Source organism: Psychrobacter sp. H29 (genome assembly GCF_059073055.1).
The window spans coordinates 2942382-2956190 of record NZ_JCACRY010000001.1; the positions used below are offsets into that span (position 1 = coordinate 2942382).

Sequence of the window (13809 nt, forward strand, 5' to 3'; positions counted from 1 at the left end):
GTTAATTGAGGAATAAATGCGGTTCACGTCCTATAAATTGCCTTACCATCTAACAAAATATGCCTATCTGCGTTAAAATCACACTATTGATAATTTTCTCTGTTTTTATAGCATTCTGTGCTATCTCAGTTTGACCACATTCATTACCAACAATAAGATCACCCTATTATGAGTAACCAGACCCTCACGCAATCTATCCAAGCGGCGCTAAGCCAACTAGAAAACGCCTATAATCCTGCACAAGTTGAAGCAGGTATGTATCAAGGCTGGGAAGAAAGTGGCTATTTTCAGCCGACGTTTGACAAAGCCGAGTCGTTTTCTATCGCGCTGCCACCGCCGAATGTCACAGGCTCGCTGCATATGGGACATGGTTTTAACAACGCCATCATGGATGCGCTCACCCGCTATCACCGCATGGACGGTGACAATACGCTGTGGCAACCAGGTACGGATCATGCGGGTATCGCCACCCAGATGGTTGTTGAGCGTCGTCTGGAGGCGCAAGGTATCAAGCGCCGTGATATGACTCGTGCAGATTTCATCGATAAAGTATGGGAATGGAAAGAAGAGTCGGGCGGAAATATCACCAGCCAAATTCGTCGTCTAGGTAGCTCGGTTGATTGGTCGCGTGAGCGCTTTACCATGGATGATGGTCTGTCTAACGCGGTAAAAGAAGTGTTCGTTCGTCTGTTTGACGATGGCTTGATCTACCGTGGTAAGCGTTTGGTCAACTGGGATCCAAAGTTCCAAACCGCGCTGTCTGATCTGGAAGTAGAAAACCACGACGAAAAAGGTAGCCTGTGGCATTTCCGCTATCATTTCACGGATGCAGACCTAACCACGCAAGATGGTAAAAACTATCTGGTCGTCGCCACCACCCGTCCTGAGACACTCCTTGGTGATACCGCTGTCGCAGTCAATCCTAGCGATGAGCGTTATGCGCATTTAGTCGGCAAAACCATTACCTTGCCAATCACTGGTCGTGTTGTGCCTATCGTCGCTGATGATTATGTCGAGAGTGACTTTGGGACAGGCTGTGTCAAAATCACCCCAGCGCATGACTTTAACGATTATGAATTGGGTCGTCGTCATAGCTTGCCATTGATTAATATCTTAGATGAGCGCGCTAATATCTTGCCAGCGATGGAAGTTTATCCTGATCTGCAGACACGTGAGCCAGAGCTAGAGACCACGCCAAGCGAGTATGCAGGACTTGAGCGTTTTGCCGCGCGTAAATTCCTTGTAGCGCAAGCAGGCGAGCAGGGCTGGCTAGAAGATATCGAGGACTACGCACTCAAAGCCCCACGTGCTGAGCGTGGCGGTACGATTGTTGAGCCATGGTTGACCGATCAGTGGTATGTCGCTGTGAAAGAACTTGCCAAGCCTGCGATTGACGCGGTAGAAGACGGCAGCATTGAGTTCGTCCCTGCGCAGTACAAAAACATGTATATGGCGTGGATGACCGATCTACAAGACTGGTGCATCAGTCGTCAGCTGTGGTGGGGACATCGTATCCCTGCATGGTATGACGATGCGACAGGTGAGATCTATGTCGCTCGTGACGAAGCCGAAGTGCGTACTAAATACAACCTAAGCGATGATGTAAAACTGCGCCAAGACGATGACGTACTCGATACATGGTTCAGCTCGGGTCTATGGACGTTTAGTACGCTTGACTGGGCAGACGTCAACGCTGACCCGCGCGTGATGGACACCTTTCACCCAACCAGCGTATTGGTGACCGGTTTTGACATTATTTTCTTTTGGGTGGCGCGCATGATCATGATGACCATGCACTTCGTGAAAAATGAAGATGGCACGCCGCAAGTACCGTTTAAGACCGTCTATGTGCATGGTCTGGTACGTGATGGCAATGGTCAAAAAATGTCAAAATCAAAGGGTAATGTCTTAGATCCGATTGATCTCATTGACGGTATTGAGCTAGAAGCGCTGGTAGAAAAACGCACCAGCAATATGATGAACCCAAAAGACGCGGCCAAGATTGAGAAGCAAACGCGTAAAGAGTTCCCAGAAGGCATCCCAGCGTATGGCACCGATGCGCTGCGCTTTACCTTTACATCCCTTGCCAGTACGGGTCGCGATATCAACTTTGATCTAAAGCGTGTCGAGGGCTATCGTAACTTCTGTAATAAAATCTGGAACGCCAGTCGTTTTGTACTCATGAACTGTGTCGATGGTGACAGCAATGCCAAGCCTATCGACCAAGTGGCAAACCCTGACGTTTGGGAATTACCAGAAAAATGGATCGTGAGTCGTCTGAACTCTACTGTTGCCGATATCCATCAGCATTTTGCCCAGTATCGTCTCGATATGGTCAGCCAAGATATCTATGAGTTTATCTGGAATGAGTACTGTGATTGGTACGTTGAGCTTGCCAAAGCCAGCCTAAATGATGACTCGGTGTCAGACGAGCGTAAAGCGCAAATCCGCTATGTACTACTGCACGTGCTAGAGACGGCACTACGCTTCACGCATCCAATCATGCCGTATCTGACTGAGCAAATCTGGCAGACCATCGCGCCGCTACTGGGTCGCAAAAACACCGACAGCATCGTGGTCGCTGACTATCCACAAACCGATGCCAGCCAAATCAGCGAGCAGACTGAAGCGGATATGGCGTGGCTACAGGAGCTAATCGCGAGCGTCCGTAACATCCGTGGTGAGATGAAACTGGGCAATGCGGTACGTCTGCCCGTGCTCCTACAAAATGTCTCTCATGATGAAGAAGCGCGTCTATCACGTATCAAAAACCAGTTCAAAGCGCTTGCCAAAGTCGAGAGCCTAGAGATCGTAAAAGAAGGCGATGATGTGCCACTGTCATCATCAAGTATGGTCGGTCAGCTACGGGTACTCGTACCGATGAAAGGGCTAATTGATCCTACGGCTGAGCTAGCACGTCTGGGCAAAGCGCATGAAAAGCTACAAAAGCAAGCCGATGGTATCGCCCGTAAGCTCGGTAATGAAGGCTTTGTCAGTAAAGCACCTGCGGAAGTGGTCGATGCTGAGAAGGCGAAACTGGCTGAGTTAGAAGGGCAGTTGACGGCGATGACGGCGCAGATGGAAGAGTTAAAGAACCTGTAATTGCTATAACAATAGCTGTATGAATAAAAAACGCCGTCACAATTGTGATGGCGTTTTTTATTGTCTACTGGTTAGTTCTTTTTCTTACGTTTAAAGTATAACTGAATATTTGTGTGCTATTATTATAGTGTTTCAGAGTGTGCTTTTTGATCAAATATAATGCAACAGTAAGATATTCTCGACGGAATATAGAAGGTGATAGAGTATGTTTATTAAAAGTATCAGCATTAAAAAACTGTTTGGATTATTTGACTATAATCTTGATTTTAAAGATGAAATTAATATTATTACTGCACCAAATGGATATGGTAAAACTATATGTCTTAAAATAATACATTCGCTATTTACTTATGACTACCTATACTATTTTAGTCTAGATTTTTCTGAAATTATATTTGAGACAGAGTCTGGCACTCTTAAAATATCTAAAGATATTTTTAAAGAAGAAGTCAATAAAAAAAAGAGATTTACCTAAAAAAATTCATTAGACGAAGAATTTTTCTATTTTGAAGATCACATAATTATTGAAAATAATGAAAATAATGAAAATAATGAAAATAATGAAAATAATGAAGCTGATGAGAATTACAGGCCGTTTAATTTAAGATTTAATTTTGAAGGGTATGAACATATCTTGAGTGAGAGTAAGTTTAAGAGACAACTCATAAGCATTTTGTCCGAAATATCTAATTTACGTAAAGCAGGACGCAATGAGTGGATAAATATTAAAACTAGAGAAATATCAGGGTTTGAACAGTTAATTAAGGAACTCGATTTAACAAAACCAATTAGAAACTTCTTACCTGAATGGCTAGGTAACTTCTCTACAGGTCACACGAGCTATTTTATTCAAGACCAAAGGCTATTAAAACGTATAAATAAGTCACCTCATAAAAATCTCAACTCTTATGTACAAGCAATTGATACCTATGCAAAAGAGTTAAAGAATCATTTGCTCCAATCTAGTCTGGACTTCTCAGTAATTTCTCAGGATTTAGATTCAACTTTTCCACAAAGGCTACTATCTAAGGATAATAGCAATAAAAATGTTAGCAAGGAAAAAATTGTTGAAGAGCTAAATAAAGTCCAAGGAAATCGTGAAAAATTAAAGAAATTTGATATTCTTCCAAAAAATACTAGTGTTGATAGCTTAATTACAGCGAAAAATATTGATGATATATACGTATCTGTTCTAAATTTATATTTAAATGATACGAAATTAAAGTTACAGAAATTTGATGATATATATAAAAAAATAAATTTATTTTCTAATATTTTGAATACTAAATTATATTTCAAGAAGATTAAAATTGATTCAGAAAAAGGTTTTTATTTTATTCGACAGATTGAAAGCAATATTGATTATGAAGAAGAGCATATATTAAATTTATCTCAGCTATCCTCAGGAGAACAGCATCAAGTTGTACTTATTTACGAACTTATTTTCAATACGAAAGAAGATAGTATAGTTTTAATAGATGAACCTGAGATTTCTTTACATGTTGTATGGCAAGAGCAATTTCTTGATGACTTAAAAATGATTACTGAAATGAATAAGGCTAAAGCAATAATTGCCACACATTCGCCGCAAATTATTGGCGACTACTGGGATCTAGTTATAGATTTAGAAGAAATTAGAAAATTTGGCTTGTAGGACATAAAAATGAGTTCAATCAAAGAAGCATCGAATAAGCCTAGAAATATTATAAATTCTATTCTAATGAGTTTCAATCACCCAGATGGAAAAAGAAAAAATTTAATTATCGAAGGCAAAACAGATATTAAATTACTTAAAAATTTTATCAATGAAGAACAAGTTAAGGTTAGGTCTGTCACAGGTAAAGATAATGTATTAAAGGTAATGAACGGATTTCAAGTGAGTAACAAGCATTTTATGCATGCTGTAGCAGATGCTGATTTTGATCATATTCTTGATAAAAAAGATGAAAGAGAAAGAAATAATATCTATATTACAGACTTTCACGATATGGAAATTATGATGATACTATCAAAATCTTTCGATAGACTGTTTAATGAATACAGAGATCATTCAATTGAAAATGACTCGATGAATATTAATAAACTGAAGTCAGTAATTTTTGAGGTCTGTAAAGAATTAGGTAAAATTAGATATCTGAACTACGTAAATAGTTATGATCTCAAATTTAAAAACATAAGCTATGATGATTGTATTACATTTAAAAATGAAAGTCTGGTTCTAGATTTAGATATCTTATTACATAAGCTAATACAGCGATCAGAAAATGGTAAAGTGAGTATAGAAGTATTCAGAACAGAAATATTAGAGATGGAAGATGAAAAATTCCAGTTAGAGCAAGTATGTTGTGGGCACGACTTTACAAAATTATTAGCTATTTTTCTAAAAGAATCAAAATGTTTTGAAGGAAAAAATCATAATTCTGATAAGTTGGAGAGTAGTTTAAGGATTTCTTTTTCTATTAATAATTTTGAATATTTTGAGTTATACAAAAAATTGCATTCTTTAGGGATGATGAAAAATCTGAGTGTTAGTAGTTAAGATTTATACTAAAGGTGTGAACGCAATTCATCATTACCTATAATTTAGTTTATATAGAGAAACCGCTAATAATCTAGTTTTTAGCGGTTTCTTTATATAAAAAAACACGTTATATTTTTTCTAAAGAATTCTATTCTAACGTAAGGAACACCATGAATCATCTCACCATCGGAAAACGCGCGCCTCTAAGCAACCTTGCTATTGACGACAGCGCGCCAATCACGCTCAAATTCACATGTCAGAGCCCAATAGAGATAAACATCAGCTGCTTTGCGTTAGATGCAGCGGGCAAATTGATCAATGATGATTACATGGTGTTTTATAATCAGCCGACCTTACAATATAATTAGTTGACGAAAAATGAATGAGCGTTAATATTAACTAGGTAGCTGTGTAAGCAGTAGAGCTAATTATGAAAACTGATGACATTATACAATCCATAAAAAATAAAACATTTGATGATAAATTACTTATTCCTAGTGAGATAAATGCTTATGAGATAATAAATATCTCAGATATGAGTGTTCTAAAAGAGATAGCAAAACATATTAATAAATTTGAGATTCTTCAAAAGACTGAAACGTGGCCAAAAGATAGTTCAAGGCAATACGTCTTAGGTTCAATGGATAAGCTTAATACTTTTCTAAATGATATTGCTGAAGGTGCTTGTCGATGTTCAAAATATGGATATGTTAAACCTACACCAGAAGGGCAAGAAAGTCTGGGGCTGATAGAAATATTACAGAAAGTCCAGCATGTTTCTTATCCTGAAACTAACTATGAATGTCGATGTACGCTATGCCAGACTGTTTATATTTGTCATGCTCATGAAGTTAGGTTTGGAATAGGTTATTATTGGATGAAAAAGAAACATTCTGGCTAATTAGTTATCTAATATGGAAATAAAGTATTGTGCAAATTCGCATAATATCTCTAAAGTATTTTTGATTAGATGGTTATTCATTCTTAGTAAATAGCATTAAGTTGCCTGCTTAGCTAAAGTAAAAAACCGCTTCCGCACAGGCTTTAGCGGTTTTTTAATGTCAGTAATTAGTCTATTATCTTTAAAGGAATAATACGCTAACGTAAGGAGCACCATGAACCATCTCACCGTCGGACAACGCGCGCCTTTAAGCAACCTTGCTATTGACGACACCGCACCCATCACGCTCAAGTTCACTCGCCAAAGTAAGATAGAGATGGATATCAGCTTCTTATATTAGTTTAACGTTGCTCTTATTTAAAACCTAAAAAACCACCACAGCAAAACCATGGCGGTTTTTTATTCATCAAAATCGTTTAACCTCTACAGCGCCCACAGCGATTGATACTGCTCATCAGTCAAGGTTACGATATCGATCTCTGCCAGCATCTCGCGTAGCTCTTCCCACTTACTCGTACTTGGTTTGATTGGCGTGATCAATCTGCCCAGCGTATTATCAATGATCGCATCCATCAACGTATCGGCCTCGGTTTTACTATAGTCGTAATACATACGGTGGGCTGTGGCTGGCTCGTTTTTGCACAGTTCCGTCATCTGATTAGTCACTTGGATAAAGGTATTTATCGCGTCCTTTTTCGCGCTATAGATCTCATCCGTCGTGAGGATTTCTAACGCCGAAAAGTTCGGATAAGGTGACAGATGCTGATCGATAAACGTAAAGTCCAACCCTTCATGAGTCGCCTCAACGCCTTCAAAGTTATAAAAGCATAGCCATGCACCATCTAGGCTTGGGTCTTCTTGCAGGTTTTTTATATGATAAAAGTCTTTTTGCACAAAGCTCACATTATCACGGCTGATGTTAAAGCCGTTTTTCTTGGCATAGCGCGCTAATATCTCAAAGCCAATAAGATTGGTTTTTTCCTCAGCCGCAGGGGTACAGATGCGAATAGGCTGATTGTTTTTTAGCTTATCCATGCTTGACTGTTGCATCAATATGCCACCATCGGTCTCAAAAAAGCAGCCTAGTGCTCGCAGATTAGGTGCGTAATGTTCAAACAGATGGATAGGCTCGTTCACATGCAGATCGATACTTTGGTTCTGCAATTCAGCGAAGCCATCATAATGGTCATCAGGCTCGATAATAGTGATATCTAGCCCTGCCTGCTCGTATGCGCCCGTGGTCACACCAGCGATAAAGGGCAGGTGATCAGGGTTTAAGAACCATTCGAGAGTGAGGGTCAGTTTGGTGGTCGATTGCATGGTTGTTTCCTTTTTAATGATAGAAAACAATCAGACTGATGCTGTTCAAATACAACATGAAAGGCGAAACAAGAAAAGCAAAATCTACATATGATAGGCGTATGGGTATTGATTGGTACCTCATTTATCCATATCGCTTATCTGCGTTCCTTATTTACGTTCCTTATCCATAGACGATAAGGTATGTCATGCTTGTTTCCTACGTCAGTGCTAACTGCTTCAGGTTCACGGGTGTCTCTCAGCGATGGTTTTGACGGCATTAAAACGTCAAAATCAAAGCACCCCGACAAGATTGAGTGGTATTACAGTATTCTTAAGTAGTGGCGCTACTGAATCAGTACCGCTAATGGCTACTGTAGATAGCTTTTACCAAATAGCTACTACTGATGGTTATTACCATATAGCTATTGCCTCATCATAGACGACCTATGAGCGGTAATGCAAGGTGTTGGATTGAGTCATGAGTTGGTATGTTTTGTGCAGTTGTTATATGTTATGCCTTTGATAAGCGATCGAAAATATTGGCAAAAAAAGGTATGATTAGTAAACTGAAGTCGAATATAACGACAAGGTTTGTCTGTATTTATTATTACAGCTAGAAATGCTCTGTCATCTATACGTGAGACCTAATGAGTTAAGTTATGAGTAAAGTCTATCACTATACGAGTACCGCTGGATTTTTGGGTATAGTCAATGACTCAAGCATATGGGCGACCAATATCTTTTTTTTGAATGATTATCAAGAAATGAAAAAAGGTATTGATTACGTCAGAAAGAATCTAAAAGACGAAAAGTTATTTGAGTCCATGTCGCAGGACTATCAAAAAATTATCGAAAGATTGCAGGAGATATCTACCGACCACTACAGTCTGGATGAGGATGTAGAGATGTCGCTCACCAACTATCTGCTAGAGATGCTGGTGGGGCTCAGTCAGCAGTTTTATATCACCTCTTTTACACATAACAAAGACTATCTGAGACAGTGGACTTCTTATTGTGAACACAATGACGGTATCTGTATAGAGTTCGATGAGCACGTACTGTCAGATGGTTTTAAATACAATAAATTCAATCGGCATTCTCAAGCGCATCACAGGTTCGATAGTATTATCTATAGTTACTCCAATAGTATAAAAAGGTATTTTGATAAGCATAAAATAAGAGAGGTGTTCTTAAATAGAAAACAAGCACTGGTCAATAACGTGCGCAGTATTAGGGAGCATAGTGCGGTCAGAAAGACAGGCACGGAGTATAGATATAATGCGACCGCTGACTTACTGTTCTCTTCTATACTTGAGGCGCTAACAGAGTTTGCGCTGATAAGGAACCCACAATTCTCTGATGAGAAAGAAAAAAGACTGATACTGACGGTAATTAATCAGCATGACAAATCGATTAAGTTTCGCTCAAAATCAGGCGTGATTGTTCCGTATATTCCTGTCCATATCGATCTAAAGAGCATTACCAAAGTGATCATATCGCCGACAGACGATGCGACCCTCAGACGAAAGGGGATCGAGCTGTTAAGAGGGCGGTATAATTTGGATTTTGAGATATGTGAATCAGAGTGTCAATTAAGGAAAATATAAAGGATCGGCCCGTACGAGGGCAGATAATACAATCTTACAGATATTCGAGCATTGAGACGCATTCGATCTTATAAAAGTAATCGCCCTTTAGACATAAAAAACCGCTCATCATTCAATGGTGAGCGGTTTTTACGGTTAATGAGCTCATTAACGGTTTTTTCTGAAAACGACTCGGTATATGAAACAAAAGACAAACTAAAGACGCAAAAGTAATCTTGTGTGCCTATAGTGTCTAAGGCATGATGAATGCTCATCTAGATTGATATCGATAGCGCTGATAGATGATCGCGTTGATTGATGTCGTTCTTTGTATTTCACCTGCTAACCATACGATACGGCTGTCATGAGCAATAATAAAAAAGCGTTTTATCATAGGCCAAAGACCAATCAATCCAAAAGCCCAATGATGCGTTGGACGTTTGTGACGCTCGGCTGGATATTTTTTGTTTTAGGCATTATCGGTATCTTATTGCCGGTTATGCCGACAGCACCATTCATACTACTAGCAGCAGGCTGTTGGGCGCGTAGTTCTAAGCGCTTTCATTTTTGGCTGATCAATCACAAGTATTTTGGTAAGTTTGTACGCGATTGGGAGGAGAGCCATGCCGTTCCTCTATATGCCAAGTGTCTGGCAACGGTCATGATGGCAGCATCAACCGCTATGTTATTTTATCGCTTGCCTACGGATATGATGTGGATAGCATGGCTGGTAGCCGCTGTCTGTAGCGGGGTCGCGATATATTTATTCCGTCTGCCAAACGCCTAAAATTGTTGCAATTTGTACCAAATATGGCGCTAGTTACACGAAAGATGAGATAAGGCTTGCGATACTAGGATGTACCCCTTATAATACGCCCAAGCTTAAGAGCAGTTCTGCACCAAATCATTACCTCGTAGTATTAGTTATAATCCTTCGTTTTAATATTTATCGTTCAGTAGCTATTTGCAAGCGTTACCGGTCACTAGACCATTAATAAATTTAAAAGTAGGATTATACTATGTCAGACGTTCAAAAAGGTACAGTTAAGTGGTTCAACGAAGCTAAAGGTTTCGGTTTTATCGCTCCAGAAACTGGCGCAGACGTTTTTGCTCATTACAGCGAAATCACTGGTTCAGGTTTCAAAACTTTGGCTGAAGGCCAAGAAGTTGAGTTCACTGTAACTCAAGGCCAAAAAGGCCCACAAGCACATAACATCGTTGCTATCTAATTTGTCTTTATAGACAGATAGATGAATAGATGTAGAAAAGCGGACCTTCGGGTTCGTTTTTTTTCGTCTGCTGTTTGATATCAAATGACAGATATAACAACACCGCCAACTGTGTGAATAGTTGGCGGTGTTGTTTTTGGGCTGTGATATAGAAAGTAATATCAGCCGCTAAAATATAAAATCGACTTCTTATATTAAGCTGATACCGATATTGATCAGACCGCCGCCCAGCAACAACCAACCAAACATCACTGCGCCTAAGACTAGAGGTTTGACACCAGCTTGCTTAATCGCGCTTAGATGTGTGGTCAGACCTAACGCAAACATCGCCATCGTCAGTAATACATCATCTAGCATCACCATACTGCGCACGATACTCTCAGGCATCGGTACCCACGTATGTATCAATACAATACCAATGAATATAAACGCAAACCATGGCACTTTGACTTGTTTGACGCGGGTTATAAATGATGCTGTCTCGTTCTTATTGCTCTTATCTTCTGTAGTGGCATTATCTACGGTGCGATCTTTGGTTAGCGCAAAAGACAACACGAGTAAGAAAGGCGCGAGCATCATGACGCGTATCATCTTGGTCACAACAGCAGTGTCACCAATCTCGGTGTTGATGGCATTGCCAGCGACCACGACCTGTGCCACCTCGTGTACAGTAGAGCCAGTGTACATCCCGTACTGCTGGGCACTCAGCCAAGGTTGTAACCAGCCAAGATGATAGAGAAAAGGGTAGAGTAGCATCGCGATAGTACCAAAAACCACTACCGTTGCCACGGCGATAGTGACTTTGTGTGCTTGGGCATTGACGACTGGCTCTGCTGCAATGACGGCAGCGGCGCCGCAAATACTTGCCCCTGAGCCAATCAGAATTACGGTTTCTTTATCGACTTTTAGCCATCTAGTACCTAGCCAGTAGGTTAATAAAAACGTAGACGTCAGTACCAGCGCATCGGTCGCAATCGCTGGCATACCAACGCTTGCTACTTGTGTCATGGTCAGCTTAAACCCATAAAACATGATGGCCAGTCGCAATATCTGACCTTTTGCAAAGCATACGCCGCCGTTTAAACGTTCAGTGAATTTGGGGTAGATAGTATTGCCTAATACCATACCAAGCAATATCGCAAGCATTAAGGATGACAAGCCAATAATGCGCCCGTTCGACCACACATCTAAACTGCTATCCAACCATAAGCAGAACAAACTACCGATCAATACCACAGCCAAACCTGCCAAGTGACGTTGGCTCGGGACGTAGTTATGAGCTGAGCTGCTGATGAATTGGAGCAGTGTATGCATGATGCTGCACCCTATTACTGATAGTAAGACAAGCATGAGCTTATGAGTAGACAGTATATGCCCACTACATTTATAATAAAAACAGATTAATAAGATATAAACTATCGATTTTTTAGGTTACAGTATTTTTAGTATTGAATGTTGAGAGTGTTGAATTTCAAAAGTATTGATAAAAGGCTGCTGCTACACACTAAATATACTTAGCCTATAAGAGCATTCAAAAACTGACGCAAGGCCATCGATGTTATGAAAAAATCTGTGCAAACATTACCAAAGATTACGCTCAAGCAGCTCGCGGTTTTTGTCAGTATTTATCAGACAGGGAGTACCAGCCGCGCCAGTGAAGCATTACATCTATCACAGTCAGCGGTCAGTAGTGCGCTGACAGAGCTTGAGTCTAGACTACAGATGCCATTGTTTGAGCGGGTTGGTCGCAGACTCAATCAACACCCCAATGCGCATCCTATTTATGTACAGGCGCAAGCCATCCTAGGGCAGTCACTCACGCTTGAGCATTATCATCAGTACCAAGCAGGACAGATTCATATTGGGGCGAGTACCACAATCGGTAACTATGTACTGCCGTCATTGCTTGGTAAGCTCTATGAGGCGCTGCCAGATGCCAATGTCGATATGTATATTGCCAATACACAAGAGGTCGTGGGTGAGGTTGAGCAGTTAAATATTGACATTGCGCTAGTAGAAGGGATGCCGCGACCGATAGATATGAAAGCCATTGAGCTGCGCGAATGGCGAACAGATACGCTGATGATATTTGCCAAACGTGATAGCAAGTGGCTAAAGGATATCGCCATATATCACCAAGATGAGGATTGCTATAATCTGACTATTGAGCAGCTCGAGCAGTTGCCGTTATTGGTACGTGAGGCAGGATCGGGCACACGGCAGATTATCGATGAGCAGCTGCTAAAATATCTGCCCAATGCCGAAGTGGTTAAGGCCATACATCAGTCAGAGGCCATCAAACATATGGTGAGTGCAGATATTGGACTTGGCTGTCTATCGCAGCATGTGATTGAGACAGAACTTGTGACAGGGGCGCTCGTAAGAGTCGATGTTACAGGGATCGATTTGTCACGGACGTGGTGGCTGGTCTGGCACAAGGCAAGACATCAAAGTCCCATTTGGCAAACCTTTATAGATATTATTCAGCAGAGGTGAATAAGAGAAAGTAAACCATAAAAAAGCGCAGCGTCTATCTCAACGCTGCGCTTTTAATTATAGATGCCCCTCATATCAGAGTATTGTGGCTCAACGCTATGCCGAGACAGGCTTGTCTAGTCTCACCACAAAACTATCGCAAGGCACATTGGGCAAGATATTATCTGCTGTCGCGCCACTGATCCATGCCGCGATACCAGTGCGCTTATGACGACCGATGACCAATAGGTCTACATCGTGTTTGTGGCAGTAACTGACGATACCTTCACTACTAGAGATCGCCGTAGTAACTTCTGACGTTGCCGCGTTCAGCTGATTGCGTTCTAAAAATTGTGCTAGCTTAGCGCGTGCTTCTTGGCAACGCTCATCGTCAATCTCATCATATAGGCTGGAGGCGGGTACCAGCTCGTAACCAAAACCAACCATCGTATCTTTTACGATGTGTAGCACCGATAGCTTAGATCCTGGGCGGTTTTCAACGATACGCTTGGCTTTTTGCGCGACGATATCCGCATCAGAGAGTAAGTCAGTGACCAGTAGTATATGTTCGTAACTCATAGCGTCTTCCTCATGTCAGATAGTATTTACTATAGCACTACTATAGAGCGCTGTTAAGTGGTGCTTGTCTATCTTTGAGGCTCTCCGTAATATGAGTTCAGGTGTATTAATATT

14 protein-coding genes are annotated in these 13809 nt (G+C 40.8%); 11 read left to right on the forward strand and 3 right to left on the reverse strand.

What is annotated here, in order from left to right; all coding sequences use genetic code 11:
• Window positions 1-168 precede the first annotated feature (168 nt).
• The 7 genes from AC5JP1_RS12040 (at window position 169) to AC5JP1_RS12070 (ending at window position 6864) form a co-directional block, all read left to right on the forward strand.
• On the forward strand, window positions 169-3102 hold the full coding sequence (locus AC5JP1_RS12040) for a valine--tRNA ligase (protein WP_493844275.1): 2934 nt from the start codon (window positions 169-171) through the stop codon (window positions 3100-3102).
• A gap of 205 nt (window positions 3103-3307) precedes the next feature.
• Window positions 3308-3577: a hypothetical protein gene (locus tag AC5JP1_RS12045; protein ID WP_493844276.1), complete on the forward strand. Its 270-nt coding sequence runs from the start codon at window positions 3308-3310 to the stop codon at window positions 3575-3577.
• Between the two features lie 48 nt (window positions 3578-3625).
• Complete coding sequence (locus AC5JP1_RS12050; protein WP_493844489.1) at window positions 3626-4756, forward strand: AAA family ATPase; 1131 nt, start codon at window positions 3626-3628, stop codon at window positions 4754-4756.
• A 9-nt stretch (window positions 4757-4765) separates the two neighbouring features.
• Window positions 4766-5641, forward strand: coding sequence for a hypothetical protein (locus AC5JP1_RS12055; RefSeq protein ID WP_493844277.1), 876 nt, complete (start codon window positions 4766-4768; stop codon window positions 5639-5641).
• Between the two features lie 152 nt (window positions 5642-5793).
• Window positions 5794-5991, forward strand: a complete 198-nt coding sequence (locus AC5JP1_RS12060) for a TerD family protein (protein WP_493844278.1) — start codon at window positions 5794-5796, stop codon at window positions 5989-5991.
• A gap of 62 nt (window positions 5992-6053) precedes the next feature.
• Window positions 6054-6524 carry a hypothetical protein gene (locus tag AC5JP1_RS12065; RefSeq protein ID WP_493844279.1) on the forward strand — a complete coding sequence of 157 codons (471 nt, stop codon included), beginning with the start codon at window positions 6054-6056 and terminating at the stop codon, window positions 6522-6524.
• Window positions 6525-6738: 214 nt separating this feature from the next.
• Window positions 6739-6864, forward strand: coding sequence for a hypothetical protein (locus AC5JP1_RS12070; RefSeq protein ID WP_493844280.1), 126 nt, complete (start codon window positions 6739-6741; stop codon window positions 6862-6864).
• Window positions 6865-6947: 83 nt separating this feature from the next.
• Here AC5JP1_RS12070 and AC5JP1_RS12075 read toward each other — a convergent pair whose 3' ends face one another.
• Complete coding sequence (locus AC5JP1_RS12075; RefSeq protein WP_493844281.1) at window positions 6948-7844, reverse strand: ABC transporter substrate-binding protein; 897 nt, start codon at window positions 7842-7844, stop codon at window positions 6948-6950.
• Window positions 7845-8485: 641 nt separating this feature from the next.
• Between AC5JP1_RS12075 and AC5JP1_RS12080 the strand changes: the two genes are divergently transcribed.
• The 3 genes from AC5JP1_RS12080 to AC5JP1_RS12090 all read left to right on the forward strand — a co-directional run bounded on the left by AC5JP1_RS12080 (window position 8486) and on the right by AC5JP1_RS12090 (window position 10641).
• Window positions 8486-9433, forward strand: coding sequence for a DUF2971 domain-containing protein (locus AC5JP1_RS12080; RefSeq protein ID WP_493844282.1), 948 nt, complete (start codon window positions 8486-8488; stop codon window positions 9431-9433).
• 343 nt (window positions 9434-9776) lie between these two features.
• A complete protein-coding gene (locus tag AC5JP1_RS12085; protein ID WP_443525616.1) occupies window positions 9777-10199 on the forward strand; it encodes a YbaN family protein in 423 nt (140 codons plus the stop codon).
• 232 nt (window positions 10200-10431) lie between these two features.
• Window positions 10432-10641 carry a cold-shock protein gene (locus tag AC5JP1_RS12090; protein WP_045453470.1) on the forward strand — a complete coding sequence of 70 codons (210 nt, stop codon included), beginning with the start codon at window positions 10432-10434 and terminating at the stop codon, window positions 10639-10641.
• Between the two features lie 189 nt (window positions 10642-10830).
• On the opposite strand, the gene AC5JP1_RS12095 is transcribed toward AC5JP1_RS12090, so the two are convergent.
• Window positions 10831-11955, reverse strand: coding sequence for a YeiH family protein (locus AC5JP1_RS12095; protein WP_493844283.1), 1125 nt, complete (start codon window positions 11953-11955; stop codon window positions 10831-10833).
• Between the two features lie 246 nt (window positions 11956-12201).
• Here AC5JP1_RS12095 and AC5JP1_RS12100 point away from each other — a divergent pair, with 246 nt between their 5' ends.
• The gene (locus AC5JP1_RS12100) at window positions 12202-13137 is read left to right on the forward strand and encodes a LysR substrate-binding domain-containing protein (protein WP_493844284.1); all 936 of its coding nucleotides are present in this window, start codon (window positions 12202-12204) and stop codon (window positions 13135-13137) included.
• Between the two features lie 96 nt (window positions 13138-13233).
• Here AC5JP1_RS12100 and AC5JP1_RS12105 read toward each other — a convergent pair whose 3' ends face one another.
• Complete coding sequence (locus AC5JP1_RS12105) at window positions 13234-13695, reverse strand: universal stress protein (protein WP_057761630.1); 462 nt, start codon at window positions 13693-13695, stop codon at window positions 13234-13236.
• Window positions 13696-13809 lie beyond the last annotated feature (114 nt).